Here is a 24,782-nt window from a genome sequence, read left to right on the forward strand (position 1 = left end):
CGATGACGGGTGGGTGGGACGTCGAGTCGTCCTCGTCTTCGTCAGGGTCGTCGTCTGGGTCGTCTTCGCCGTCGCCGTCGTCGTTTCGGTCTGGTGGGTGGTGGCAGCGGTTCGACGCGCGGTACACGCCGTATCTGTTCGTTGCGCCTTTCTTCGTGTTGTTCGGTGTGGTCGGGCTGTTTCCCCTGCTGTACACGGCATACGTGTCGTTGTTCGACTGGGAGTTGGGGGCGGACTCCACGCCGTTCGTCGGGTTGGGCAACTACGCGGCGTTGCTGGCGGATGAGAGGTTCTGGAACGCCCTGGTCAACACGTTGAGCATCTTCGTGTTGTCGAGCGTTCCCCAGGTGGTGGTGGCGGTGGGGATCGCCGCGCTGCTGAACACCGCGTTGCGTGGGCGCACGGCGTGGCGGATGGGGGTGCTGCTGCCGTACGCGGCTTCGCTGGTGGCGTTGACGATCATCTTCGCGGACCTGTTCGGGCCGAAGTACGGGATGGTCAACGACGTCCTGGAGTTCTTCGGGGCGTCGAGGATCGACTGGCAGGCTTCGCGGTGGTGGAGCCACGTCGCGATCGCGGCGATGGTCGACTGGCGGTGGACCGGGTACAACGCGCTGATCGTGCTGGCGGCGATGCAGGCGATCCCCCGTGAGGTGCACGAGGCCGCGGTGGTGGACGGGGCGGGGCGGCTCCGGCGGTTCTTCTCGATCACGTTGCCGCTGGTGCGGCCCACGTTGATCTTCGTGGTGGTCACGTCGACCATCGGCGGCTTGCAGATCTTCACGGAGCCGAAGCTGTTCGCGCCGGCGGGGAGCAGCAACGGGGGCGCGACGGGGCAGTACCAGACCGTGGTGCTGTACCTGTACCAGTCGGCGTTCGAGAGTTTCGACCTCGGGTACGCGGCCGCGTTGGCCTGGGTTCTGTTCCTGGTGGTGGTGGTGATCGCGGGGATCAACTTCCTGTTGACGCGGCGGTTGCGCGGGGTGGATTCGTGACGGGCCGGAGGCCGGGGGTCGGGGTCTACGGGACGTTGATCGCGTTCGTGCTGGGGTCGGCGTTTCCGTTCTACTGGTCGTTTGTCGTTGCCAGCAACGGGGACGGGGACACTCCGCTGTTGCCGGGCGGGAAGTTCTTCGCCAACGCGGCGCGGGTGTTCGACTCGATCCCGTTCTGGAAAGCCCTGGGCAACAGCGTGATCGTGTCCGGGGTGGTGACGGTGTCGGTGGTGTTGCTGTCGACGTTGGCGGGGTTCGCGTTCGCCAAACTGCGGTTCCGGGGGCGTGGGCCGCTGCTGGTGTTCGTGGTCGCGACGTTGGCGGTGCCGACCCAGCTCGGGATCATCCCGCTGTACTTGGCGATGGCCGAGTTCGGGTGGTCGGGCACGTTGGGTGCGGTGATCGTGCCCAACCTGGTCACCGCGTTCGGGGTGTTCTGGATGCGGCAGTACATCGTGGACGCGGTGCCGGACGAGCTGGTCGAAGCGGCCCGGATGGACGGGTGCGGGCTGGTGCGCGTGTTCTGGCACGTGTGCCTGCCGGCGGTCCGCCCGGCGGCGGCGATGCTCGGGGTGTTCACGTTCATGATGTCGTGGAACGACTTCCTGTGGCCGTTGGTCGTGCTGAACGCCGACAACCCGACGATCCAGGTGGCGCTGGAGAAGCTCCAGAGCGGTTACTACGTCGACAACTCGCTGGTGCTGGCCGGGACCACGTTGGCCACGGTGCCGGTGCTGATCGTGTTCCTCGTCCTCGGGCGGCAGATCGTCGCCGGGATCATGCAGGGTGCGGTGAAGGGGTAGCTGTGGATTCTCGTGCGGTGGGTGCGGTCGGTGCGGTCGGTGTGGTGGGTGCGGGCGGTGTGGTGGGGGCGGCGGAGGTTTCCTTTCCGGAGGGGTTCCTGTGGGGGGCGGCTACGGCCGCGTTCCAGGTCGAGGGCGCGACGACGGTGGACGGGCGCACCAAGTCCATCTGGGACGAGTTCTGCGAGGTGCCGGGGGCGGTGGCCGGCGGGCACACCGGGGAGCCGGCGGCGGACCACTACCGGCGGGTGGACGAAGACGTGCGGCTGATGGCGGACCTGGGGTTGCAGGCGTACCGGTTCTCGGTGGCGTGGCCGAGGGTGCGCCCGGACGGTGGGCGGGTCAACCCGGCGGGGCTGGACTTCTACGACCGGCTGGTGGACCGGTTGTTGGCGGCGGGCATCGAGCCGTGGCCGACGCTGTACCACTGGGACCTACCGCAGGCCCTGGAGGAACGTGGCGGGTGGGCCGGGCGCGCCACCTCGTACCGGTTCGCGGATTTCGCGGACTCGGTGGTGGGCGTGCTGGGCGATCGCGTGACGAACTGGACCACGTTGAACGAGCCGTGGTGCTCGGCGTTCCTGGGCTACGCGGCCGGGGTGCACGCGCCGGGGCGGCAGGAGCCCGGGGCGGCGGCGGCCGCGGTGCACCACCTGCTGCTGGGCCACGGCTTGGCGGCGGAGGTGATCCGCGCGGCGTCGGCGCGGGCGAAGATCGGGATCACGTTGAACATGTACCCGGTCATCGCGGCCGACCCGGACGACCCGGCGGACGTGGACGCGGCGCGCAGGCTGGACGGGCTCCAGAACCGGATCTTCCTGGAGCCGCTGTTCAACGGGCGGTACCCGGCCGATGTGCTGGAAGACCTGGAGCCGTACGGGTTCGCCGCGCACATCAGGGACGGCGACCTCGGCGTCGTGGCCGCGACGCTCGACCAGTTGGGCGTGAACTACTACGCGGAGCACTTCGTGAGCGGGCAGCCGGGGCCGGCGGTGCCCGGGTCGCCGTGGGTGGGGGCGGAGCACGTGACGTTCCCGAGCCGAGGTCTGCCCCGGACGGACATGGATTGGGAGGTCGAACCGTCGGGCTTGACGAAAGTACTCCTGCGCGTCCATCGCGAGTACTCCTCGATTCCGCTGTACGTAACGGAAAACGGTGCGGCCTACCGCGACGCGGTGGCGGCGGACGGCGCGGTGTACGACCCGGAGCGGTTGGGGTACCTCGAATCGCACCTGCGGGCGGCGCACGCGGCCATCGAAGCGGGCGTCGACCTGCGCGGGTACTTCGCCTGGTCGCTGATGGACAACTTCGAGTGGGCCGAAGGTTACGCCAAGCGGTTCGGGATCGTGCATGTCGACTACGACACGCAAGTGCGGACTCCTAAGATGAGTGCCATGTGGTACTCCCAGGTTGCCCGGGGCAACGTGCTCGCCGCGACGGTCGCCTCGTGACCGACGCCGTTGACCAGCCCAGGCCACGTCGGGCGACAACCCGCTTGGAAGAGGTCGCCCGCGCCGCCGGGGTGTCCAAGTCGACGGTGTCCCGGGTGATCAACGGCGAGCCTTACGTCAGCACGAAGGCGCGCGAGGCGGTCAGCCAGGCCATCGCGCGCCTCGGGTACTCGCCCAACCAGGCGGCCCGGACGTTGGCGGGCAACCGGGCCAACTGCATCGCGCTGGTCGTCTCGGAGCAGGGGAGTCGGGTGCTCGCCGACCCGTTCTTCGCCGGGGTGCTGCGCGGTGTGCACGCGGAACTCGCCGGGCGGCGGGTGCAGCTGGTGCTGATGATGAGCAAGGAGGGTGACGAGCAGGACCTGGTCAACTACCTGTGCGGCGGGCACGTCGACGGTGTGCTGGTGATCAGCCTGCACGGCCAGGACCCGCTGCCCCGGGTGCTCGCGGACGCCGGGTTGCCGACGGTCGTCGGCGGGCGACCGCTGGGCGCGGCCGGAGTGCCCTATGTGGACTCCGACAACTTCAACGGGGCGTTGGAGGCGGCTCGGCACCTGGTTTCGTTGGGGCGCAAGAGGATCGGGACGATCGCCGGGCCTCGGGACATGGCGGTCGGGATGGACCGGCTGGCCGGGTGGAAGCGCGGGATGAGCCAGGCTCGGGTTCCGGCGGACCTGGTGGCGTACGGGGACTTCACGCCGGAGAGCGGTGCGACGGCGATGGAGGAGCTGCTGGCGCGGGACCCGTCGTTGGACGCGGTGTTCGTCGCGGCCGACATCATGGCGTTGGGCGCGTTGCAGGTGTTGCACGCGCGGGGGAAGAGGGTGCCGGAGGACGTGGCGGTGGTGGGGTTCGACGACCTGATGATCGCGTCGACCGCGGTGCCGCCGTTGACGACCGTTCGGCAGGACGTGGAGCGGTTGGGGCGGACGATGACGTGGCGGCTGATGTCGGAGTTGGCGGGAGAGGAGAACCTCCCGCCGTTCCTGCTGTTGCCTACGTCGATGGTCACTCGCGTCAGCGCGTGACGGCTTTGCGGTGTGGCGTTGTTGCGGTGGCGGTTGGCAGCGGTGGCGGTTGTAGCGGTGGCGGGCGGTTGGGTGGGGGCGTGACGGCTGGCCGGGTGGGGTCAGCGTTTGGCTTGGCGGCGTAGTTGGAGGATGCGCGCGGCACCTACCAGGGCGACGGTGACGGCACCGCCGATCGCGGAGAAGAGGAGGGCCACGCCTAGGGGCAGGGTGCTGGCCAGGCCGATGAAGTGGATCGTCGCGTCGGTCAGGTTTTGCAGGATGAAGACCAGCAGGAACGTGAGGACGACGATCGATGCCAGGACGGCTACCCACGTGCCGCTGATCCTGGTGGGGCGGGGTTTGCGGCCGGTCGGCGTTGGTTTGTGGCCGGTGGTCGCCGGTGGGGTCGGCGTGTGGTCGATCGACGTGCTGGTCGGACCGTCCGGGAGCGGGGCGGCAGGAGTCGCTTTGATGCGGTCCTCGTCACGGGGAGTGGTCACGCCGTGATTATCGGTCCCGGAGGGCTTGGGTGCCAGTCGGCGGGTGGGGGATGTGGGGTCGGGCGGGCTCGGGTTTTCGAGTTCAAGAACGACGCTCGCCGCTGGGCAGGCATCCGGGGGAGGTGAAGCACGCCGCGTTCTCCCCGTATTGCCTGGTCTGAAGACAACCACCCTTGGCCGGGTTGCGCAAGCGAAAAGCGCGCTTGCGCAACCCGGCCAAGCGCGGTTCGCTGCGCGCAGGCAATACGGGGAGAACGCGGCGAAGGTGGGGTTTGTGAGGGCTGGGGTGGGGTGGTGGGGGTGCGGGGGTGTGGGGTGGGTGTTGGGGTGTGTGCGTGCGGTTGGTCTGGTGGTGCGGAGCGGTGGGGGAGTGAGGGGTTAGGCGCAGGGTGGGTAGTAGTCGATGCCCTCGAAGTTTCTGTGCCATTCCTCTTCGGTGATTTGTTGGTCGACTGATTCGCACATTTTTGCGATGGCGATGTCCACGTCGAATTCCCACGCGCGGGTGGTGCCGTCCGCGTTCGAGGTCACCACCCAGTTCGGGGTGTCGCCGAAGTTGATGGTGTAGATGCCGTCGGTGGGGCCGCTGACCCTCGCGCGTTGGGACGGTCGGCGGTTGTCGGTCAGGTCCCACATTCGGACGGTGTCGTCCTTGCTGGTGCTGGCCAGGGATTTGCCGTCCCGGCGGAAGCCCATGGCCAGGACCTTGTCGGAGTGGCCGATCATCCTGGCCAGGCGGGTGGGGGACCACGGGTCGGCCAGGTCCCAGAGGCGGATGGTGCCGTTCGCGCCGGCCACGGCGATGGTCTTGGCGTTGGGGGAGAGGGCTAGCGTGGAGACGTCCTCGCCGTCTTTCAGTTCGCCGATCTGGCGTGGTTCCCGTGGGTTCGCCAGGCTCCAGAGGCGCACCGTGCTCTGGTTGTCGATGGTGGCCAGGATCTGGCCGTTCGGGCTGAACGCGATGTCGGTGATCCACCTCGGGTGGCCGGTCAGGACGCCCAGGACCTTGGGTTCCCTCGGGTTCGAGGCGTCCCAGATCTTGGCTTCCGACGCGCCTTCCACGGTCACCAGGATCCGGCCGTCGGTGGGGGCGAAGGCGATTCTGGTGACCGGGCCGGAGAACGTGTAGACGGGTTTCGGTTCGCGGGCGTCGGTGACGTCCCAGATCCGGGCGTCGGGGGTTTCGGCGGTGGTGGCGTAGGCGCGTTCGGCGGCTGTCACGGCGAAGGACGTGACGGTGTTGCGCGGGGTCAGCAGGCCGCCCAGGCGCTTGTAGACGCGGTCGTCGGCGCTGTACGGGACGCGCGCGGTCGGGATCTGGGTGCCGTCGGGGCTCAGGGCCGCGCCGTTGGACAGGACCGAGCGGCTGACCATGTCCTCGGCTGCGGACGCGTGGGCGCTCAGGACGAGGTCGCGCAGGTCGTCGGTGCCGCTGAGGCGGTACGCGGCGATGATCATCTGGTTGGCCAGCACGCGGTCGCCGGCGGTCCTGCGGTTCTGGGCCTCGTTGGCCACGTACCGGGCCACGGAGAGGTTCCGCTCGGTGGCCGCCTGCTTCTGGGCACCGATGGCCAGCACCACCGCGCCCGAGGCCAGCACCAGGAGCACGAGCAGCAGGGCGACCAGTTGGCGCAGCCTCCTGGTGCGGCGGTGGGCCAGGTGGCGTTCGCGGTCGCGGGAGGCTTCGCTCTCGGCCAGGAACTCGCGTTCCAGGGCGCTGGTCCGCGCGCCGTCGCGGTGGGTCCACTCGACGGCGGTGTCCAGCCTGGTTCCCCGGTACAGGGCGTCGGGGTCCCGGCCGAGCGAGTCCCACGTGGCCGCGGCCTCGGTGAGTTGACGCATGGTGCGCAGGCCGTCACGGTCGGTCGCCAGCCAGTTGCGCAGGCGCGGCCACGAGCGGATCAGGGCCTCGTGGGAGATCTCGACCGTGTCGCGGTCGAGGGTGAGCAGGCGGGCGTGGGCCAGGCGGTCGAGGACGACGTCCACGTCGACGTCCTGGTCCAGCTCGGCCCTGGGCAGCCGGCGCTTGGTGTCCTCGATGCCGTCGCCCAGCGCGGTCAGCCTGAGGAAGACCTGGCGGGCCAGGGTCCGCTGCTGCTTCTCCAGGGAGGTGAACGTGCGTTCGGCGGTCTGCGCGATGGCGTGCTGGATTCCGCCGGCCGCCTCGTAGCCCGCCAGGGTCATCGTGGTGCCGCGCCGGCGCCGCCAGGTCTCCAGCAGGGCGTGCGACATCAGCGGGAGGACGCCGGCCTGCCCGGTGGCGTCCGCGATCAGCCTGCTGACCAGGGCGGTCTCCACCGTGCAGGACGCCTTGACGGCGGGCTGCATGATCACCTGGCGCAGTTCCTCCGGGCCCATCGGGCCGAGCAGTAGTTGGCCGTCGGTGAGGGCCTCCACCAGGTTCGGGTGCTGGGCGCAGTGGCTGTAGAAGTCCGCCCGCACGCCGAGCACGACGCGGCACTGCGCGGACAGCAGCGCGTCGATGAACTCCGCCTGCTTCACCCGGTCCTGGCAGAGGGTGAAGACCTCTTCGAACTGGTCGACGATGATCAGGTCCTGGGTCAGGTCGAGCTTGCCCGCCTCGACGTCGACCTCGCCCGGCGTGGTGAGCACGGTGGGACCCGGCAGCCGGGGGATCAGACCGGCCTTGAGCAGCGACGACTTGCCGGCTCCCGATGCGCCGAACACGGCCGTGAAGCGCCGTGCGGTGATCCGGGCCTCCAAGTCCTCCAGGATGCGGTCGCGGCCGAAGAACCACTCGGCGTCCTCGGTGCCGTACGCCGCCAGGCCCGCGTACGGGGGGTGCGCCTCGTTCGGGCACGCCGGGGGCGTCGGCAGGACCTCGGCCGCCACCTGGTGCCAGCGGTCCTCCCACTCGTCCACGTCGCCCTCGCACGCGCGGACGTAGGCGAGGGTCACCGCGAGGCTGGGCAGCTTCCGGCCGCCGGCCGCGTCGGACAGGGTGGTCGCCGAGTAGTGCGCGCGGGCGCCCAGCTGTCGGTAGCTGTACCCGCCCGCCTTGTCGCGCAACGACCTCAGGTCGGCCGCGAACTTCAGCAGCGGACTGTCGCCGACGTCCAACGGGCGCTCTCCACGCGGCACCGGTTCCACCCCCTGCCCAAAGTTTCCCCGATTCTCCGCAGCGTTCCGGGTGTCGTCCAGACTTTCAGACTCGACCCCGAATCCGGCCTGCTTCGGGTGCGCGCATCCGGGTGAACAGGTCCAGGGCCATCTGCCAGTGTGCCTTCCTCCGCTCGGGTTCCGCGCGTCCGAGGATCACCAGGGTGTGCGCTTCACCCGACCTGTGGCCGGTCGCCCGGTGGATTTCCAGCGCGGCGCGCGCGTGGGCGACGGCCGCTCCCGCGTCGCCGCGCGCGAGTTCGGCGTGGGCCAGCGCGGTCAGGGCCTTGCCCTCGGTCACCCGGTAGCCGGCGTGGCGGGCGATGGTCAGGGCCTGCGCCGGGTGGGTGCCGATGAGGGCCTCGGCCTCCAGGAAGTCGTCGTCGGTCTCCCTGGCCAGCGTGACGGCGCGGTGGTGGCAGTCGCGGGCGTCCTGGGCGTGGCCCGCGCGGCGGTGGATGTCGCCGAGCACGAGCAGCGCGCCGGCTTCGGCGCGGCGCTCGCCGGTGTCCCGGGCGAGCATCAGCGACGTCCGGGCGTGGTCGTAGGCGCGCTCGGTGTCGCCCAGGTCGTTGTGGACGGCGGCCAGCGTGGCGAGGTTGCCGGCCTCGGCCACGCGCGCGCCGATCTCGCGGTGGATGTCCACGGCCTCGGTGAGGTGTTCCAGGGCTCGGTCGGGGTCGCCCCGGGTGTGCCACAGCTCGCCGAGGTTGCCCAGCGCGAGCGCGATCCCCTGCGGTGCGCGGGCTTCCCGGCGCAGGCGCAGGGCCTGGGTGAAGTACTCGGTGGAGTCGGCGAGCCGGCCCAGTTGCCAGGCGACGATGGCCAGGTTGTTGAGGCCGGCCATCTGGCCCGCGGGCAGGCCGTGCCGGCGGTCGAGGTCGAGCGACTCGGCGAAGTGCTCGGCGGCCTCGGGCAGCCGGCCGGACTGGCGCAGGATGCCGCCGAGGTTGTTGTGGGCCGACGCCTGTCCGGCGGGCCAGCCGCCCCGTTCGGCCAGGCGCAGGGCGTCGGTGCTGTGCGCGGTGGCCCGGGGGTGGTCGCTGAGCAGGAAGTGCAGGTTGCCCAGGCTCAGCTCGGCGGACGCCTGTGCGGCCGGGTCGCTGTCCGGGGCGGCGCGGCGGGCCGTCGTGGCGACGGTGAGCCAGTCGGTGGTGGCCATCCGCAGCCAGAAGTAGCCGCGCAGCGCGTCGGCCAGGTGCCACGCGTAGGGGGCCAGGTCGGGGTGCTCGGCGGCGTGCTGGACGGTGGCGACGAGGTTGGCGCGTTCCGCGTCGAGCCAGGTCGAGGCATGGGTCTCGTTCTCGAACGGTGGCGGTGCGGGCGGGGTTGTCGTCGGCAGCCGGGCCATGTCGGGGTAGAGGACGGTGGCGGCCGCGATCGCGTGGGCGGTGTAGTGGTCGTGCAGGCGGTGGCTCGCGCGGGTCCTGGTGTCGGCCGTCTCCTCCGCGTGGACGCGTTCGCGGGCGTAGAGGCGTAGCAGGTCGTGGGTGGTGTAGCGGGTGCCGTCGTGGTGCACGAGGTGGGCGTCCACGAGCGTGGCCAGGTGGGTTTTGACCGTGGGCAGGGGGTTTCCGTCCAGGGCCGCTGCGGCGTCGGCGGTGAAGTCCTGGCCGGGGATCAGGGCGATTCGGCGGAACAGCCTGCGGGCGGGTGCCGGGAGTTTGGCGTAGGACAGGTCGAACGCGGCGCGCACGGCGGTGTCCTGGTCGGCGTGCAGCGCGGTCAGGCGGTTGCCCCGGCGCAGTTCGGCGACGTGGTCGGCCAGCCGGCCGCCGGGGAAGTCCGCCGCGGTGATGCGCAGGGCCAGCGGCAGGTGGGCGCACAGGTCCGCCAGTTCGGCGGTGGCCTCCGGTTCGGCGGCGGGGCCCAGCAGGGACCTCAGCAGCGCGCCGGACTCGGCGGCGGTGAGCACGTCGAGGGGGACGCGGGTCGCGCCGTCCCGGGCCACCAGGCCCGCCAGGCGGTCCCGGCTGGTGACCACCACGAGGCAGCCCGAGCCGCCGGGGAGCAGGGGGCGGACCTGCTCGGGGGAGGCCGCGTTGTCCAGCAGCACGAGGACCCTGCGGTCGGCGAGCGTGCTGCGGTAGAGGGCCGCCGCCGCGTCCTGGTCGGCCGGCACGCGTTCCGGCGGCACGCCCAGCGCGTGCAGGAAGCGGGCCAGGACCTCGGTCGGGTGGCGGGGTGGCAGGGGGTCGAAGCCGCGCAGGTCGGCGTAGAGCTGGCCGTCCGGGAAGCTCGCCCGGGCCTGGTCGGCCCAGCGCAGGGCGAGGGCGGTCTTGCCGACGCCGGCGGTGCCGGTCACCACGGCCGTCGTGCCGGCCCGGTCCTCGACCGCCTGCGCGGCCAGCAGGTCGAGCCGGCGCAGCGCCTCGGCGCGGCCGGTGAACGACGGGACGGCGGGCGGCAGGTGCCGGGGGACGGTGGGGCCGGGGCGGTCGAGGGTGGTGTCCGCGCGCAGGATCTCCACGTGCAGGCGGCGGATCGCCGGTGACGGCTCGATGCCCAGGCGGGTGTCCAGCGTTTCGCGCAGGCGTTGGTGCGCGGCCAGGGCCTCGGCCTGCCGGCCGGTGCGGTAGAGGGCGAGCATGAGCTGGCCCCAGAGCCGTTCGCGCAGCGGGTGTCGGCCGGTCAGCGCCTGGAGTTCGCCCACGACGTCCTGGCCCAGGGCCAGTCGGGCGTCGAGGTTGTCCTCTTGGACGTCCAGCCGCAGCTCCTCCAGCACGGTGACCTGCGGGCGGATCAGCTCCGGGACCGGCAGGCCGTCGAGCACCGGCCCGCGCCACAGGCCCAGCGCCCGGGTGAGCCGCTCGGTGGCCACGTCGAACCGCTTGTCCCGCAACGCGTTGCGGCCGTCCTGCACCAAGTCCTCGAAGTGCGTGGCGTCGAGGTCCGGGCGGGGCACGGCCAGCGCGTAGCCCTCCGGGCGGGTGTCGATGGTGGCGTTCGGGCGCAGCAGCCGGCGCAGGTCGGACAGGTAGGTCTTGAGGTTGGCCGAGGCCGAGCGCGGCAGGTCGTCCCACAGCGCGTCGGACAGGGCGTCCGTGCTGGTCGGGCTGTCGCGCAGGAGCAGCACGGCGAGCAGGACCCGCTGTTTGCGGCGGGTGGGCAGCAGCGGTCGACCTTGGTGGTCGCGAACGTCCAACGGTCCCAGGACCCCGAAGCGCACGGGCCCAGCGTAGTGATCGCGGTACACGGCCACGTGTACCGGGACGTGTACCGGTGATCGGGATGGTGGTGTCGGGGGCGGTGACCAGGGGGCACCGCCCCTCCTGCGCCGGGTCGCGGGTTTCAGGCCAGCACGGCGCAGATGTAGGGGTCGGGGTCGGCGAGGATGGCCCGGAGCGCGGTGCCGGCCGCGCCCCGGGTCGCCGCGTCGGAGGCCAGCGGGGACGCCAGCACGGTGACCGGGGACCAGGCGGCGCTGACCACCCGGCGGCCCAGCTCGGCCAGCAGCGGCCGCCTCAGCCACGGTTCCAGGCGCGCGTAGGTGCCGCCCAGCACGACGGTCGGCAGGTCGAGCAGGTTCACCGCGCCGGCCAGCGCCACGCCCAGCCACGTCGCCGCGTCGTGCACGGCGGCCGTGGCGGCGGGGTCGCCCGCGTCGAGCGCCGCGAGCAGTCCCGGCACGTCGGCGACCCGGGCCGCCCGCACGATCTCGTCCTGGCCCGCCAGGCGCTCCAGGCAGCCGCGCGACCCGCACGGGCACGCCGGGCCCCCCGGGTCCACCGACAGGTGGCCGATCTCGCCGCCGAACCCGGACACGCCCTCGAACAGTTCGCCGCCCAGCACGATGCCCGCGCCGATGCCGATCTCACCCGACACGTGCACGAAGTCCGGGGCGCCGCACCCGTGCCGCAGTTCGGCCAGGGCCGCCAGGTTCGCCTCGTTGCCGACCAGCACCGGCACCTCCAGCCCGACCCGCCTGGTCAGCTCGCCGCGCACGTCGACCTCGCGCCAGCCCAGGTTCGGCGCGAGCCGCAGGATGCCGGTGGCGGACTCGACCAGGCCCGGCACGGCCACGCCGACGCCGCCGATCGTGACGTCCTCCTTGAGCGCCAGCCGGATCGCGGCGGCGACCTTGGTCAGCACGCGGCCGGGCGGCGCGGCCCGGTTGTCGCCGGGGCGCAGCCAGCTCGTGCGCACCCGGCCGGTCAGGTCGACCAGGCAGGTCGAGACGTAGTCGACGCCGATCTCCACGCCCAGGCCGTGCGGCCCGGCGGGGGACAGGTGCAGGGCGGTGCCCCGGCGGCCCGGTCCGGGCCTGCTCTGCGCCGCGCCCTCGACCACCAGCCGTGCGCCGATCATCCGGTCGACCAGGCTGGACACGGTGGCCTTGGTCAGGCCGGTGCGGGCGGCGACGGTGGCCCGGGACGTGCCGGGTGCGGCGGCGATCGCGTCCAGCACGAGCGCGCAGTTGTGCCGGCGGACGGTGTGCTGGCCGGCGGGCCGCGGTCGGGACACCCCTGGATCCTAGCGGCCCGCTGCGATAAGTTCAGCCATCAAACTTATCGGAGGTGGCCCGGTGGACAGGTTCAGCTTCGGCCTGTGGACGGTCGGCTGGCAGGGGCGCGACCCGTTCGGCGACGCCACCCGGCCGCCGCTGGACCCGGTGCTCGCGGTGCGCCGGCTGGCCGAACTGGGCGCCTGGGGCGTCACGTTCCACGACGACGACCTGGTCCCGTTCGGCGCGGACGCGGCCGAGCGGGACCGGCGGGTGTCGCGATTGCGCGCGGTGCTGGGCGAAACCGGGCTGGTGGTGCCGATGGTGACCACGAACCTGTTCACCCACCCGGTGTTCAAGGACGGCGGGTTCACCTCCAACGACCGGTCCGCGCGCCGGTTCGCGCTGCGCAAGGTGCTGCGCAACCTTGACCTCGCGGCCGACCTCGGCGCGTCCACCGTCGTGCTGTGGGGCGGCCGGGAGGGCTCGGAGGTGGACCCGGGCAAGGACGTGCGGGCCGCGCTGGACCGGTACCGGGAGGCGCTGGACACCGTCGCCCAGTACTCCGAGGACCGGGGCTACGGGTTGCGGTTCGCGTTGGAGCCCAAGCCGAACGAGCCGCGCGGCGACATCCTGCTGCCGACCGTCGGGCACGCGCTGGCGTTCATCGCCACGTTGGAGCACCGCGACCTGGTCGGGGTAAACCCCGAGGTCGGGCACGAGCAGATGGCGGGCCTCAACGTCGTGCACGGCGTCGCCCAGGCGCTGTGGCAGGGCAAGCTCTTCCACATCGACCTCAACGGGCAGAAGGGGCCGCGCTACGACCAGGACCTGGTGTTCGGGCACGGCGACCTGCTGTCCGCGTTCTTCCTGGTGGACCTGTTGGAGCACGGCGGTTACGACGGCCCCCGGCACTTCGACTACAAGCCGTTGCGCACCGAGGACCTCGACGGGGTGTGGGTCAGCGCGGCGGCCAACATGCGCACCTACCGGTTGTTGCGGGAGCGTGCGGCGGCGTTCCGGGCGGATCCCGAGGTGCGGGAAGCCCTGCGCTACAGCGGGGTCTTCGAGCTGGCCGAGCCCACCTTGGCCGCCGGGGAGTCCATTGAGGACTTCCTCGGCGGCGATGACGACTTTTCCGTTGCCTCGGAACGTGGTTACGGGTTCGTGCGGTTGTCGCAGCTGGCTTTGGAGCACCTGCTGGGGGCGCGCTGATGGCGCTCGTCGCGGGGGTCGACTCGTCCACGCAGTCGTGCAAGGTCGTGGTGCGGGACGCGGAGACCGGTGCGCTGGTGCGGGAAGGCCGGGCCGCGCACCCGGCGGGGACGGAGGTCGACCCGGCGGCGTGGTGGGACGCGCTGGGCGCGGCGGTCGAGGCGGCCGGCGGGTTGGCCGACGTGGCGGCGGTTTCCGTTGCGGCGCAACAACACGGGCTGGTGTGCCTGGACGAGACCGGCGCGGTCGTGCGGCCCGCCCTGCTGTGGAACGACCTGCGGTCGGCGGGGGCGGCGGCGGAGCTGGTCGCGGAACTCGGCGCGGCGGCGTGGGCGGCGGCGGTCGGGAACGTGCCGGTCGCCTCGCTGACCGTCGCGAAGCTCCGGTGGCTGGCCGCGCACGAACCCGCGAACGCGGATCGGACGGCGGCCGTGTGCCTGCCGCACGACTGGCTGACCTGGCGGCTGGCCGGTGCGGGCGGCCTCGACTCGCTGACCACGGACCGCAGCGACGCCAGCGGCACCGGTTACTGGTCGGCGGCCACCGGGCGGTACCGGCCGGACCTGGTGGAGCTGGCGTTCGGCCGGGTCCCGGTGCTGCCGAGGGTGCTCGGGCCCGCCGAGCCCGCCGCCGCGAGGTTGGGCGCGGGTGCGGGGGACAACGCCGCCGCCGCGCTCGGCGTGCAGGCCCGACCCGGTGACGTCGTGGTGTCGGTCGGCACGTCCGGCACGGCGTTCGCCCGCGCGTCCCGACCCGTCGCGGACCCCACCGGGACGGTGAACGGCTTCGCCGACGCCGAGGGCGGCCACCTGCCGCTGGTGTGCACGCTCAACGCCTCCCGCGTGCTCGACGCGACGGCGGCGCTGCTCGGCGTGGACCTGGCGCAGCTGTCCCGGCTGGCCCTGGCCGCCCCGGCGGGCGCGGACGGGCTCGTGCTGGTGCCGTACCTGGAAGGCGAGCGGACGCCGAACAAACCGGACTCGACCGGCGCGGTGCACGGGCTGCGGCCGGCCAACGCGACGCCCGCCCACCTGGCGCGGGCCGCCGTGGAGGGGCTGCTGTGCGGCCTGGCCGACGCGGTCGACGCGCTGGCGGCCGTCGGCACGCCCGTCGAACGGGTGCTGCTCATCGGCGGCGGCGCGCGGTCGGCGGCCGTGCGGCACGTCGCGCCCGCCGTGTTCGGCCGCCCGGTCGTCCTGCCCGCGACCGGCGAGTACGTGGCGGACGGCGCGGCCAGGCAGGCGGCGTGGGCGGTGGCCGGCTCGGACGGCCCGCCGCACTGGTCCGAACTGGGGTCCGAGGTGTCCGAAGCCGACCCGACACCGCGGGTCCGCGACCGGTACGCGACCGCGCGGGAGTTGACCGTGGACCGGTGAGCGGACCGGCGCGCCGGCCGTGACGAGGGGTCGTCACGGCCGGCGCGCCGGGGTGGAACGGGACTACCGGGTCTGCGGGGGACGGTTCACGTCGTCGCGCCACGCGCCGGTCTCGACGCGGCGGCCCTCGATGAACTCCTTGAACCGCTTCATGTCGCCGGAGATGCGGTGGTCCACGACGCCCAGCGCCGCGCCCGCCTTCTCGGTCAGCGTGTCCGGGGCGAACTCCATCTGCAGGTGCACCCGCGTGCTGCGGTCGTCGAGGCGGTGGAAGGTCACCACACCGGCCTGCTTCGGGCCGTCCACGGAGTGCCAGGCGACCCGCTCGTCCGCGTGCTGCTCGGAGATCTCGGCGTCGAACTCCCGCTGCACACCGGCGATCTTGGTCACCCAGTGCGTGCGGGTGGGCGTGAGCTGGGTGATGCTCTCGACGCCCTCCATGAAGCGCGGGAAGGACTCGAACTGGGTCCACTGGTTGTACGCGGTGGTGACCGGCACGTCGACGTCCACGGACTTCTCGATCGTCGTCACTGGATAACAACCCTCTTCCTCGTGTCGAGTACGAACCCCGGTTACCCCACGAGCCCGATCCCACACGTCGGTTGGTCCGGACGGCGGACGGGTACCCCTCTCCGGTGAGCGAAGCCGAGTCGTCCGACGAACGCCGTTTGGCGCGCAACCTCAACGAGTTGCTCCAAGAGCTGCGGGTCGCGCAGGCGGGCGTGCAGATCCTGTTCGGATTCCTGCTGTCGATCGCGTTCACCGACCGGTACGCGTCGGCCGACACCTACGTCCGGGTCACCCACCTGGTCACGATCCTGTTCGCGGCGGGCGCGGTCGCGTTGCTGACCGCGCCCGCCGCGTGGCACCGCATCCTGTTCCGGCGGGGCCGCCGGGAGCACGTCATCGCGGTGGCGAACCGGTTCGCGGTGCTCGGGCTGGGGTGCCTGGCGGTCGCGATGACGGGCACGATCCTGCTGCTCGCCGAGGTCGTGGTGGGCGGCGTGCCGGCGATCGTGCTGGGCGGGGTGGCGGCGGTGCTGTTCGGCACCCTGTGGTTCCTGGTGCCGTGGCGGGAGCGCGGTCAGAACCCCGCCGAGTAGCGGCTCGCCGCACGGGTGCGGCTCTGGTGCGCGCGGGCGATGGCGTCGACCAGCTCGTCCTTGGTCATCGACGACCGCCCCGGCACGTCGAGCAGCTTCGCGACGGCGTACAGGTGGGCCTTGCTCGCGTTCGCGTCCACCCCTCCCGCGCCGCGACCCCGGCCCGGGGACCGGTGGGTCGGTCCGTTGTGGCCCTTCGGTTCCCAGCGGTCGCCGACGTTGTCGAACCCGCGCTTCAGGGCGGCGAACGCGGCGCGGTGGGCGTGTTCGCCCTCACCGTGCTCGGCCACCGCCGTGTCGTGGGCCTTGATCCACGCGCGCTGCGCCTTCCTCGACGACCGCGCGATCGTGCCGGGCAGCTCTCTGCCTCCGGGCATGACGCCTCCTCTCCGCACCGGGGGAGTACCCCGGATCGGGCGGCGCCACGCTCAGATCCAGCCCTCCTCCCACGCCCGGCGGGCGGCCTCGTAGCGGGTGCTCACGCCGAGCTTGGTCATCGCCGAGGACAGGTAGTTGCGCACCGTCCCGGCGGCCAGGTGGGCCTCCTGCGCGATGACGTTGACCGTGCCGCCGCGCAAGGCGTGCCGCAGCACGTCCAGCTCCCGCGCGGTCAGCGGGCAGGCGTCCTCGGTCAGCGCGGCGGCGGCGATCTCGGAGTCCACGTACCGGCGGCCGGCGTGCACGTCGCGCAGGATCGACGCGAGCTTCGAAGCCGGTGTGGTCTTCGGCACGAACCCCCGCACACCCGCGCTCAACGCCCGCCGCAGCACGCCCGGCCGCGCGTGCCGGGTGACGATGACCACCGCGACGCCCTCCAGGTCGCGCACCGCCTCGGCCGCCCGCACCCCGTCGCGCCCCGGCATCTCCAGGTCGAACACGGCGATGTCGGGCCGGTGCGCCCGGACCGCCGCGACCGCGCCGTCCCCGTCGCTGGTCTGGGCGACCACGGTCAGGTCCTCCTCCAGCTCCAGCAACGCCGCCAGCGCGCCCCGGATCAGGTCCTCGTCGTCGGCCAGCACCACCCGGATCACGACCGCACCGACCCGACCAGCTCGAACCCGTCCCCGCCCGCGTCGAACTCCACCCGGCCGCCGACCGCGGCGAACCGCTCGCGCAGCCCGGCCAGGCCCGAACCGTCGCCGGTCGCGTCGTCGGGCCGGACCCCGTCGTTGCGCAGCCGCACGCTGACCTGCCCGTCGGCCACCCGGATGTCCACGTCGCACCGCCGCGCCCGGCTGTGCCGCAGCACGTTCGTGGTGCCCTCGCGGACCAGCGCGCCGAACAGCGGCTGCAACGGCGGCGGCACGTTCGCGGCCTCGCCGGACACCGCCGTCTCGATCCCGGCCGCCCGCAGCACGCCCACCGCGTTGGTGATCTCGGTGCCCAGGCTCGCCCGCCGGTAGCCCAGCACCACGTCGCGGGTCTCCTTCAGCGCGGTCCGGGCCAGCTCGGCCACCTCGTCCGCGTGCCGGCGGGCCGCGTCGTCGTCGCGGCCGATCAGCCGCGAGGTCAGCTCGCCCTTGAGCGCGATGGCCTGGAGGTGGTGGCCCTGGATGTCGTGCAGGTCGGCGGCGAACCGCAGCCGCTCCTCGGCCACCACCAGCGCCTCGGACGCCTGCCGCCCCCGGTCGAGCTGGAGCACCGCGTCCCAGAACCACAGCTGGGCCAGGTCGGCGATGACGAACGCGCTGACCAGCACCACCGGCAGCACCAGCGAGCCGAACGTGTCCGGCGAGTGCAGCACGCCGCCCGCCAGGATGGCCGCCGCCGTGCCCACGAGCATGATCAGCGACCGCGACCCGCGCGGCCGGTTGGCCACCACGTGCGCGATCACCGCAGCGGGCAGCAGGTACCAGGCCATCGGCACGGGCGTGTGGTAGCCGGCGTAGGTGAGCGCCGCCAGGGCCACCGCGAAGGTCGCCAGGTGCTCGACCGCGTGCAGCCCGCCACGACCCAGGCCGCCCATCGCCTGCCGCATGTGCCGGGCGTGCTGCACCGCCACCACGACGACCGCCAACGCCAGCAGCGGCGTCCCCAGGGGTCCGTAGCGGCCGGTGGACAGGTCCAGCGCGGTGACCGCGGCGACCATCGCGCCCGCGCCGACCACCGACCACAAGGTCCATCGCCGCAGGGTGCCAATAGTCGTCACGTGCTGAATCTACGAGCCGGATCGCCCCGCTGTCTGCTGACATCTGTCACATGGACCGGTGAGCGGCGGCACTGTCGGCGGGCGCGGGCGGGCGCGAGCATCGACGGCATGCGGAATCCGGTGATCGACGTGGCGGCGCTGCACTGCCGCTACGGGGACTTCGAGGCGGTGCGCGGGGTCGACCTCCAGGTCGCGCAGGGCGAGCTGTTCGCCCTGCTCGGCACGAACGGCGCGGGCAAGACCACGCTGCTGGAGACCCTGGAGGGGCTGCGCGCGCCGAGCGCGGGACGGGTGCGGGTGCTGGGGCTCGACCCCGGCCGGGACCGGGCGGCGATCCGGGCCCGGACCGGGATCATGTTGCAGGACAGCGGCTTCCCGGCGGACCTCACGGTCGCCGAGATGGTCCGGCTGTGGCGTCCCGGCGACCGGGGGGACGGGCTGGAACGGCTCGACCTGGGCCACCGGCGCGACGTGCGGATCAAGCAGCTCTCCGGCGGCGAGCGGCGGCGGCTGGACCTGGTGCTCGCCGTGCTCGGCAAGCCCGAGCTGCTGTTCCTCGACGAGCCGACCACCGGGCTCGACCCGGAGTCCCGGCAGCGCACCTGGGACGTGGTGCGCGACCTGCTCGCCGAGGGCACCACCGTGCTGCTGACCACGCACTACCTGGAGGAGGCCGAATCGCTCGCGCACCGGCTGGCGATCCTGCACGAGGGGCGGGTGGCGGTGTCCGGCGCGCTGGTGGACGTGCTCGCCGAGCAGCCCGCGCGGATCTCGTTCGACCTGCCGCGCCCGCTGGACGTGACCGCGCTGCCGATGCTGTCCGGGGACGTGGTGCACGTGCCGTCCGGGCGGGTCGACGTGCGCACCCGGCAGCTCCAGGACGACTTGGACGTGCTGCTGGGGTGGGCGCGCCGGGAAGGGCTGGCGCTGGGCAGGCTCAGGGCGCACCACGCGTCCCTGGAAGACGTTTTCCACGCGACGAGGCAGGTGACCGCGGCATGATCACCGCACTGGGTGTGGCCGAGCTGAAGATGTTGTCGCGCAACCGGACCGCCGCGGCGCTGGCGTTCGCGATGCCGTTGGCGATGGGGGTGTACTTCGCGACCACCATCGGCCCCGAGGGCTGGCCGGTCGCCATCACGCTGCAACTGCTGGGCGCGATGGGGTTCACCGCGTACGTGACCATCACGACCTCGCTGACCTCCCGCCGCCAGGACCTCTACCTCAAGCGGCTGCGCACCGGGGCGGCGTCGGACGCCGTGGTGCTGACCGGGGTCGTGCTGCCGCCGGTGCTGTTGACGTTGGTGCAGGTGGTGCTGCTGTTGGGGGTGAGCCTGGTGTCCGGCGCGCCGCTGCCGGACCGGCCGGAGCTGCTGCTGCTCGCGGTCGTCGGCGGGGTGGTGATGAGCGCGGCGGCGGGCGTCGCGACCAGCGGCGTCACCTCGACCGCGGAACTGGCCCAGATCACCACCGGGCCGTTCTTCATGCTCGTGTTCGCGGGCGGGCTGTGGGCGGCGGTGTCGTCCGACGTGCGCGGCGTGGCGCTGCCCGGCGGCGGGGTGGCCGACCTGGTGCGGGTCGCCTGGGGCGGGGCCGGGCGGCCGGAGCTGGCCGCGCTGTCGCTGCTCGGCTGGACGGCGCTGGGCTGCGTGCTGGCCGTGCGGTTCTTCCGCTGGGACGCCCGCACCTGATGCGGTGACCATGAACGTTCGCCGGGTTCGGGACATGCCGATTGGCGTCCCGGACCGGGAGCGTGGTCGATCTCGTGCCCGGTGGTGAGGTGGTCGCCGCCCGGCATGGGAGGCACGGGTGGCCGGGCCGGTCGGAGCACGTCGATTGACCGGGGACGAGGGCCGCCGCCTGCTGCGATGCGTCCGCCGAGGCAAGCGGGAACCAGCCGGATGCGGGCGTCCGCGCCCGGAGGCCGGTAGCAGCGGCTCGATCACCGCCCACGCCCGATCGGGGGCGCACGCCGGTCCACTGTGGCACCGGGGAGGCGGGTGCGCCGCCTCCCCGGTGGGTCAGCCGGCCAGCGCGTCGTGCTCCACGGACACCGCGAACGGGTTGTCCATCCGGTAGCCCACGCCGCGCACGGTGGTGATCAGCGCCGCCGCGTCGCCGAGCTTGCGGCGGATCCGGCGCACGTGCACGTCCACCGTCCGGGTGTCGACGAAACTGGTCGAGCCCCACACGCTGTTCATCAGCGCCGTGCGGCGGTGCACCTGGCGGGGGTGGGTACACAGGTGGTGCAACAGGTCGAACTCCAGCCTGGTCAGCTCCACGTTCACCCCCCGGTGCAGCACCCGGCGGGAATCCGCCAGGATGCGCAGTTCGGGCTCGGAGCGCGGGACCGGCAGGTCCACCACCACGTCCACCTCGGGCAGGTCCAGCACGGCCCGCAGCGCCTCGGCGAGCTGTGCGGCGGTCTCCACCACCTGGGCGGTCGGCGCGCTGAGGCGGATGACGACCGTCACGTCGACGCTCGTCACATCGGGGATTGCCTTCACGACAGCCACGGTGGGAATCGGATCAGCCGCACGGGAAGGGCGTCAACGCCGTCCAAGAGGTGGGAGCCGTTGACAGGGGTGATGATGGGCCCATGACGACCATTACGCTCAACAACGGCGTCACCATGCCGCAGATCGGTTTCGGCGTGTTCCAGGTGTCCACACAGGACACGGAGGACGCTGTCGCCGAGGCGCTGCGGGTCGGTTACCGCAGTATCGACACCGCCGCCATCTACGGCAACGAGGAGCCCGTGGGCCGGGCCGTCGCAGCCTCCGGCGTGCCGCGCGACGACCTGTTCATCACCACCAAGCTGTGGAACACCGACCAGGGCTACGACGAGGCGCTGCGCGCCTTCGACACCAGCCTGGGCAAGCTCGGCCTGGACCGGCTCGACCTCTACCTGATCCACTGGCCCGCCGCCGCCCGCGACCGCTACGTGGACAGCTGGCGCGCGCTGGGCAAGCTGCTCGCCGACGGCCGGGTGCGGGCGATCGGCGTGTCCAACTTCCAGGTGCCCCATCTCGAACGGGTGATCGAGGCGACCGGCGCGGTGCCCGCGGTCAACCAGGTCGAGCTGCACCCCCGGTTCCAGCAGGAGGAGCTGCGCCGATTCCACGCCGGACACGGCATCGCCACCGAGGCGTGGAGCCCGCTCGCGCAGGGCGGCGACCTGTTGCGCGACGAGGTGGTCGCGGAGATCGCCGACGAGCACGGCCGGACCCCGGCCCAGGTGGTGCTGCGCTGGCACCTCCAGCTCGGCAACGTGGTGATCCCCAAGTCCGTCACGCCGAGCCGGATCGCGGAGAACTTCGCGATCACCGACTTCGAACTCGGCCGTGACGACCTCGCCCGGATCGCCGGCCTGGAGACCGGCCGGCGGGTCGGCCCGGACCCGGACAAGTTCAACTAGAACCGGAAGAAGTCCACCCCGTGCCGCGCGGGGCTCACCCCGCGACCGGGCCGCCGGACCGCCAGTAGAGGCCCTCGGCCCGGTCCAGCAGACCTTCGTCCACGAGGTACCGGCGCAGGGTCACGTGGTCGACCTCGCCGCCCTCGCACCACGTCCGCAACACCTCGACCACCTCCCGCTCCGGGTAGCGGCGGCCGGGCTCGAACGCCGTGCACACCTGTTCCAGCACGGCCCGCCGGCGGCCGTGCTGCGCGGGCAGCTTGACCAGCCGACCGTCCCCGAGGAACGGATCCTCCGGCTCCCGCTCGACCCGCACGGCCTGTTCGAACAGGTCCTGCCGCACCAGCATCTCGCCGGGCTGCCCGGCGACCAGGCCGGCGCCGCGCAGCTTGCGCAGCGCCACCTCCACCCGCCGGGCGTCCAAACCGGCCTTCTCGGAGATTTCCGCGGGGCTGCGGGCTCCCAGGACCAACGCGGACACAACGCGTAGTCGCAGCGGGTCCGCGAGCAATCCGATCAGCGCGTCAGGGGTCACGGGAAGAGTCAACCGAACCCGGGCCTCCGGTGCACGCCCATTAGGGGCGGACCTTAATACCCGTGCGCACTGATCACCTCTTCCCCCTGGCGTCGGTGGAGCCCGTTTTCGGCATGCCCACCGAGCACGCCCGCAAGTTCCAGCAGGTGGCCGCGGAGCAGGACCTCGTCATCGACGTGCGGGGCACCAACCCGCACGCGGTGTCGTGGCTGCGGGACGGCGCGTTGCCCAAGCCCGAGCCGGTGAAGGCCAAGACGATCGACGACCTGGACGTCCGGCTGGGCGCCCGGTCCCGGCACCGCGGCCTGGTCGGCTTCTTCCGGCCGCTGTTACCCCGGCACGGCGTCACGGAACGGCTGTGGAGCCGGTTCACCCAGCGGTGCGACGAGTTCGACGCGCTCGGCGCGAAGATGGCGCTGCTGGAACGGCGCGATGAATACCTGGTGCGCGACGGCGTGGTGCACGGCTACGACCGCCGCGGCCGGCTGCAACCGCTGACCGGGGACCACGACGTCTTCGACATCCGGGCGTCCGGCGGACGTCCACTCACCACCGGGCGCTACGACCGCGCGGTGGCCACGATGATCGACCTGGACATGGGAGTCACCCACGGAGCCCACATGTACTGGCGGCCCACCACGCCCTCGGACGTGTCCATGTTCGAGTCCATCGCGCGCAGTTCGAGCCCCAAGCTCAGGTTCCACCCGGACGGCACGATGACCGCCGGCGACTACCGGCGGGTGAACGCGGGCACGAACGTGATGGCCAGTCCGGCGAGCGCGGCCCGTCCGTACGCGACGGTCTCCAGCGTCGGCAGCTGAAGCCACTGGGTCGACGACGCCATGTCGGCGACCAGGAGCTTGCCGTAGACCAGGAGGAGCGCGATGCCGTAGAGGCGGGCGTACTCGTGCTTGCCCGCGAGCAGCACGCCGACCAGCCCGGTGCACACGTGCAGGGTCTGGTCGCCGGTGCCCAGCGGCAGCACGGGTACCAGCGCCACCACGATCTGGAGCACGCCCACGACGAGCGCGAGCAGTTGCGCCCGGCTCGGCCACGGCCTGGCGTCGCCGGGCGCGGTGTTCTTCACCGTCGCCACTTTTCGCATGGTTCCCGGATACCCGGGGCGTCCCCGCGCCCACGCCCGGACCTGGCACGTTCCTCCTGGCCGGGCTTGTTGTCCGCCCCATCGGGTGGTGTGGCCGGCGCGCGGTGGGGTACGGCGGTGCGAGCGGCCTGCCGGGGGTAAGGCGAACGGCCGCCCGGCCCGCCCCGACCGGGTGGCCGCCCGCCACGCGTCCCGCACGCGGCGGTCCGTTGTGGTGCGCCGGCGGCCGGGTCGTCCGGAACCGCGCGGCGGGCACCCGGCGTCGGCGGACGAGTCGTGCGGGACGGCCAGGCGTGAACTGCGGATGTTTCAGCGCAGCAGCGGCTCCAGCGCCGCCCGGCCGTCCTGCGCGGCCTGCGCCGGGGTGCGCTCGCGCCCCAGCACCTGGCGCACCATGGTCGACAGCGCCGCCGACACCTCCGGGTACCGGGGCCCGTAGGCCACCCGCGCCCCGGCGAGCTGCCCGATGAACGCGGGCACGTTCGGGTCCCACCGCCACGCCAGGTCGTCCACGGTGTCCGAGCGGTTGGGCAGGGCGTTGAGCGCCGCGCCGAACTCGGTCACGTTGTCCTTCTCCTCGGCCAGCCACCGCAGCACGTCCCACGCCTGGTCGGCGTGCTTCCCGGCCCGCCCCAGCACCCACGCCTCGCCGCCCAGCAGCGACCCGCCGCCGGCGGACCCGGTCGGCAGCGGCGCGGAAGCCCAGTCGAGCCCGGCGGAGTTCAGCGCGGGCGCGCTCCACGGTCCGTCGATCATCATCGCGCACCGCCCCGCCGCGAACTCGCGCTCGACGTCGGAGTCGTTCCACCGCACCACGTCCGGCGGCGCGCTCCGGTCCACGTTCAGCAGTCCGTCCACAAAGGACAGGGCGCGCACGGACGGCTCCGCGCCGACGTCCTCGACCTTCCCGCCGGCCTGCCACAGCAGCGGCAGGAAGGTCGTGGCGGCCCCGCCCCCGCCCGCCGCGAAGCACAGCCCCCACTGCCCGGACACGGTCAGCGCCTGGGCCGTCGCGCGCAACTCCTCCCACGTCCGGGGCGGGTTCGCCACGCCGCCGGCCGCGAACAGGTCGCGGTTGTAGAGCAGGGCGGTGGTGCTGGTGCGCAGCGGCACCCCGTAGAACTTGTCCCGGTACCGGACGCTGTCGCGCACCGGCTCCAGGAACCGGTCGCGCACCTCCCACGACGAGTACCGGGGCGTCAGGTCGGCCAGCACGTCCTGCCCGGCCAGCCTCGGCAGCGCGGCCACGTCCACGGCGGCGATGTCCGGGAACGTGCCCGCCGCGACGGCCTGCGCCAGCTTCGCGTCGAACTCGGCCCGGGGGATCGCGGTCCGCCGGATCTCCACCTCGGGGTGGGCGTCCTGGTAGCGCTTGACCAACTGGCCGACCGCCTGGTCGGCCATCGGGGAGTGGTCCAGGTAGTCCCACCAGGTCAGCGTCACCTTGCCGCCCGGCTCGGGGCCGCCGCCACCGCCGCACGCCGCGACGGCCAGCATCAGGACCGCCGCGAGCAGGGGGTACTTCCGGGCCCGCACGTTCATGCCGCACCTTTCGACA

Annotated in this window: 23 protein-coding genes; 11 read left to right on the plus strand and 12 right to left on the minus strand. The window is 72.7% G+C overall.

What is annotated here, in order from left to right:
• Positions 1-2 precede the first annotated feature (2 nt).
• From AC0HI0_RS00715 to AC0HI0_RS00730, 4 genes are read left to right on the plus strand one after another with little or no spacing between them, the layout of a single operon-like run.
• Positions 3-995, plus strand: a complete 993-nt coding sequence (locus tag AC0HI0_RS00715; protein WP_480934225.1) for a carbohydrate ABC transporter permease — start codon at positions 3-5, stop codon at positions 993-995.
• A complete protein-coding gene (locus AC0HI0_RS00720) occupies positions 992-1,798 on the plus strand; it encodes a carbohydrate ABC transporter permease (protein WP_480930258.1) in 807 nt (268 codons plus the stop codon). Before AC0HI0_RS00715 ends, AC0HI0_RS00720 begins: the two co-directional genes overlap by 4 nt.
• 17 nt (positions 1,799-1,815) lie before the next feature.
• Complete coding sequence (locus AC0HI0_RS00725; RefSeq protein WP_480930259.1) at positions 1,816-3,249, plus strand: GH1 family beta-glucosidase; 1,434 nt, start codon at positions 1,816-1,818, stop codon at positions 3,247-3,249.
• Positions 3,246-4,277: a LacI family DNA-binding transcriptional regulator gene (locus AC0HI0_RS00730; protein ID WP_480930260.1), complete on the plus strand. Its 1,032-nt coding sequence runs from the start codon at positions 3,246-3,248 to the stop codon at positions 4,275-4,277. Before AC0HI0_RS00725 ends, AC0HI0_RS00730 begins: the two co-directional genes overlap by 4 nt.
• 101 nt (positions 4,278-4,378) lie before the next feature.
• On the opposite strand, the gene AC0HI0_RS00735 is transcribed toward AC0HI0_RS00730, so the two are convergent.
• The 4 genes from AC0HI0_RS00735 to AC0HI0_RS00750 all read right to left on the minus strand — a co-directional run bounded on the left by AC0HI0_RS00735 (position 4,379) and on the right by AC0HI0_RS00750 (position 12,343).
• Positions 4,379-4,759 carry a LapA family protein gene (locus AC0HI0_RS00735; protein ID WP_480930261.1) on the minus strand — a complete coding sequence of 127 codons (381 nt, stop codon included), beginning with the start codon at positions 4,757-4,759 and terminating at the stop codon, positions 4,379-4,381.
• Between the two features lie 378 nt (positions 4,760-5,137).
• Positions 5,138-7,861: an nSTAND1 domain-containing NTPase gene (locus AC0HI0_RS00740; protein ID WP_480930262.1), complete on the minus strand. Its 2,724-nt coding sequence runs from the start codon at positions 7,859-7,861 to the stop codon at positions 5,138-5,140.
• A gap of 64 nt (positions 7,862-7,925) precedes the next feature.
• On the minus strand, positions 7,926-11,048 hold the full coding sequence (locus AC0HI0_RS00745; RefSeq protein ID WP_480930263.1) for an AfsR/SARP family transcriptional regulator: 3,123 nt from the start codon (positions 11,046-11,048) through the stop codon (positions 7,926-7,928).
• 122 nt (positions 11,049-11,170) lie between these two features.
• Entirely contained in the window at positions 11,171-12,343 is a 1,173-nt protein-coding gene (locus tag AC0HI0_RS00750; protein WP_480930264.1) for an ROK family transcriptional regulator, read from the minus strand.
• A 61-nt stretch (positions 12,344-12,404) separates the two neighbouring features.
• On the opposite strand from AC0HI0_RS00750, the gene xylA reads away from it, so the two are divergent.
• Positions 12,405-13,538 carry a xylose isomerase gene (gene xylA / locus AC0HI0_RS00755; RefSeq protein ID WP_480930265.1) on the plus strand — a complete coding sequence of 378 codons (1,134 nt, stop codon included), beginning with the start codon at positions 12,405-12,407 and terminating at the stop codon, positions 13,536-13,538.
• On the plus strand, positions 13,538-14,914 hold the full coding sequence (locus AC0HI0_RS00760) for an FGGY family carbohydrate kinase (protein ID WP_480930266.1): 1,377 nt from the start codon (positions 13,538-13,540) through the stop codon (positions 14,912-14,914). The genes xylA and AC0HI0_RS00760 overlap by 1 nt, the downstream gene beginning before the upstream one ends.
• A gap of 63 nt (positions 14,915-14,977) precedes the next feature.
• Here AC0HI0_RS00760 and AC0HI0_RS00765 read toward each other — a convergent pair whose 3' ends face one another.
• Positions 14,978-15,445 carry an SRPBCC family protein gene (locus AC0HI0_RS00765; protein WP_480930267.1) on the minus strand — a complete coding sequence of 156 codons (468 nt, stop codon included), beginning with the start codon at positions 15,443-15,445 and terminating at the stop codon, positions 14,978-14,980.
• A gap of 104 nt (positions 15,446-15,549) precedes the next feature.
• Here AC0HI0_RS00765 and AC0HI0_RS00770 point away from each other — a divergent pair, with 104 nt between their 5' ends.
• Complete coding sequence (locus tag AC0HI0_RS00770) at positions 15,550-16,017, plus strand: DUF6328 family protein (protein ID WP_480930268.1); 468 nt, start codon at positions 15,550-15,552, stop codon at positions 16,015-16,017.
• Here AC0HI0_RS00770 and AC0HI0_RS00775 read toward each other — a convergent pair.
• The 3 genes from AC0HI0_RS00775 to AC0HI0_RS00785 are packed head-to-tail and all read right to left on the minus strand — an operon-like array spanning position 15,999 to position 18,166.
• On the minus strand, positions 15,999-16,394 hold the full coding sequence (locus AC0HI0_RS00775; protein ID WP_480930269.1) for a ChaB family protein: 396 nt from the start codon (positions 16,392-16,394) through the stop codon (positions 15,999-16,001). The two genes, AC0HI0_RS00770 and AC0HI0_RS00775, sit on opposite strands and share 19 nt — an antisense overlap.
• Before the next feature lie 51 nt (positions 16,395-16,445).
• Positions 16,446-17,048: a response regulator transcription factor gene (locus tag AC0HI0_RS00780; protein ID WP_480930270.1), complete on the minus strand. Its 603-nt coding sequence runs from the start codon at positions 17,046-17,048 to the stop codon at positions 16,446-16,448.
• Positions 17,045-18,166 carry a sensor histidine kinase gene (locus AC0HI0_RS00785; RefSeq protein ID WP_480930271.1) on the minus strand — a complete coding sequence of 374 codons (1,122 nt, stop codon included), beginning with the start codon at positions 18,164-18,166 and terminating at the stop codon, positions 17,045-17,047. Before AC0HI0_RS00785 ends, AC0HI0_RS00780 begins: the two co-directional genes overlap by 4 nt.
• Positions 18,167-18,274: 108 nt before the next feature.
• Here AC0HI0_RS00785 and AC0HI0_RS00790 point away from each other — a divergent pair, with 108 nt between their 5' ends.
• Both AC0HI0_RS00790 and AC0HI0_RS00795 read left to right on the plus strand, forming a co-directional pair.
• Positions 18,275-19,168, plus strand: coding sequence for an ABC transporter ATP-binding protein (locus AC0HI0_RS00790; protein ID WP_480930272.1), 894 nt, complete (start codon positions 18,275-18,277; stop codon positions 19,166-19,168).
• Positions 19,165-19,857, plus strand: a complete 693-nt coding sequence (locus AC0HI0_RS00795; protein WP_480930273.1) for an ABC transporter permease — start codon at positions 19,165-19,167, stop codon at positions 19,855-19,857. Before AC0HI0_RS00790 ends, AC0HI0_RS00795 begins: the two co-directional genes overlap by 4 nt.
• A 330-nt stretch (positions 19,858-20,187) precedes the next feature.
• Here the strand turns inward: AC0HI0_RS00795 and AC0HI0_RS00800 are convergent, their stop codons facing one another.
• The gene (locus tag AC0HI0_RS00800) at positions 20,188-20,673 is read right to left on the minus strand and encodes a winged helix-turn-helix domain-containing protein (RefSeq protein WP_480930274.1); all 486 of its coding nucleotides are present in this window, start codon (positions 20,671-20,673) and stop codon (positions 20,188-20,190) included.
• A gap of 92 nt (positions 20,674-20,765) precedes the next feature.
• Here AC0HI0_RS00800 and AC0HI0_RS00805 point away from each other — a divergent pair, with 92 nt between their 5' ends.
• Complete coding sequence (locus tag AC0HI0_RS00805) at positions 20,766-21,584, plus strand: aldo/keto reductase (RefSeq protein WP_480930275.1); 819 nt, start codon at positions 20,766-20,768, stop codon at positions 21,582-21,584.
• Between the two features lie 34 nt (positions 21,585-21,618).
• On the opposite strand, the gene AC0HI0_RS00810 is transcribed toward AC0HI0_RS00805, so the two are convergent.
• On the minus strand, positions 21,619-22,119 hold the full coding sequence (locus AC0HI0_RS00810; protein WP_480930276.1) for a DUF2087 domain-containing protein: 501 nt from the start codon (positions 22,117-22,119) through the stop codon (positions 21,619-21,621).
• A gap of 62 nt (positions 22,120-22,181) precedes the next feature.
• On the opposite strand from AC0HI0_RS00810, the gene AC0HI0_RS00815 reads away from it, so the two are divergent.
• Positions 22,182-22,940: a hypothetical protein gene (locus AC0HI0_RS00815; RefSeq protein WP_480930277.1), complete on the plus strand. Its 759-nt coding sequence runs from the start codon at positions 22,182-22,184 to the stop codon at positions 22,938-22,940.
• Here the strand turns inward: AC0HI0_RS00815 and AC0HI0_RS00820 are convergent.
• Together AC0HI0_RS00820 and AC0HI0_RS00825 are read right to left on the minus strand one after the other, a co-directional pair.
• Positions 22,850-23,215 (minus strand): hypothetical protein, encoded by a 366-nt coding sequence (locus AC0HI0_RS00820; protein WP_480930278.1) that lies wholly within the window; start codon positions 23,213-23,215, stop codon positions 22,850-22,852. The genes AC0HI0_RS00815 and AC0HI0_RS00820 overlap by 91 nt on opposite strands.
• 318 nt (positions 23,216-23,533) lie before the next feature.
• Positions 23,534-24,766, minus strand: coding sequence for an ABC transporter substrate-binding protein (locus AC0HI0_RS00825; protein ID WP_480930279.1), 1,233 nt, complete (start codon positions 24,764-24,766; stop codon positions 23,534-23,536).
• Between the last annotated feature and the right edge of the window lie 16 nt (positions 24,767-24,782).

This window comes from Saccharothrix sp. NBAS 001 (genome assembly GCF_056640475.1).

Excerpts from the sequence above, each read along its gene's own strand:
- AC0HI0_RS00760 (WP_480930266.1), top strand. The coding sequence starts at position 13,538 with ATGGCGCTCGTCGCGGGGGTCGACTCGTCCACGCAGTCGTGCAAGGTC.
- AC0HI0_RS00795 (WP_480930273.1), top strand. The coding sequence starts at position 19,165 with ATGATCACCGCACTGGGTGTGGCCGAGCTGAAGATGTTGTCGCGCAAC.
- AC0HI0_RS00775 (WP_480930269.1), bottom strand. The coding sequence starts at position 16,394 with ATGCCCGGAGGCAGAGAGCTGCCCGGCACGATCGCGCGGTCGTCGAGG.
- AC0HI0_RS00825 (WP_480930279.1), bottom strand. The coding sequence starts at position 24,766 with ATGAACGTGCGGGCCCGGAAGTACCCCCTGCTCGCGGCGGTCCTGATG.
- AC0HI0_RS00790 (WP_480930272.1), top strand. The coding sequence starts at position 18,275 with ATGCGGAATCCGGTGATCGACGTGGCGGCGCTGCACTGCCGCTACGGG.
- AC0HI0_RS00715 (WP_480934225.1), top strand. The coding sequence starts at position 3 with ATGACGGGTGGGTGGGACGTCGAGTCGTCCTCGTCTTCGTCAGGGTCG.
- AC0HI0_RS00805 (WP_480930275.1), top strand. The coding sequence starts at position 20,766 with ATGACGACCATTACGCTCAACAACGGCGTCACCATGCCGCAGATCGGT.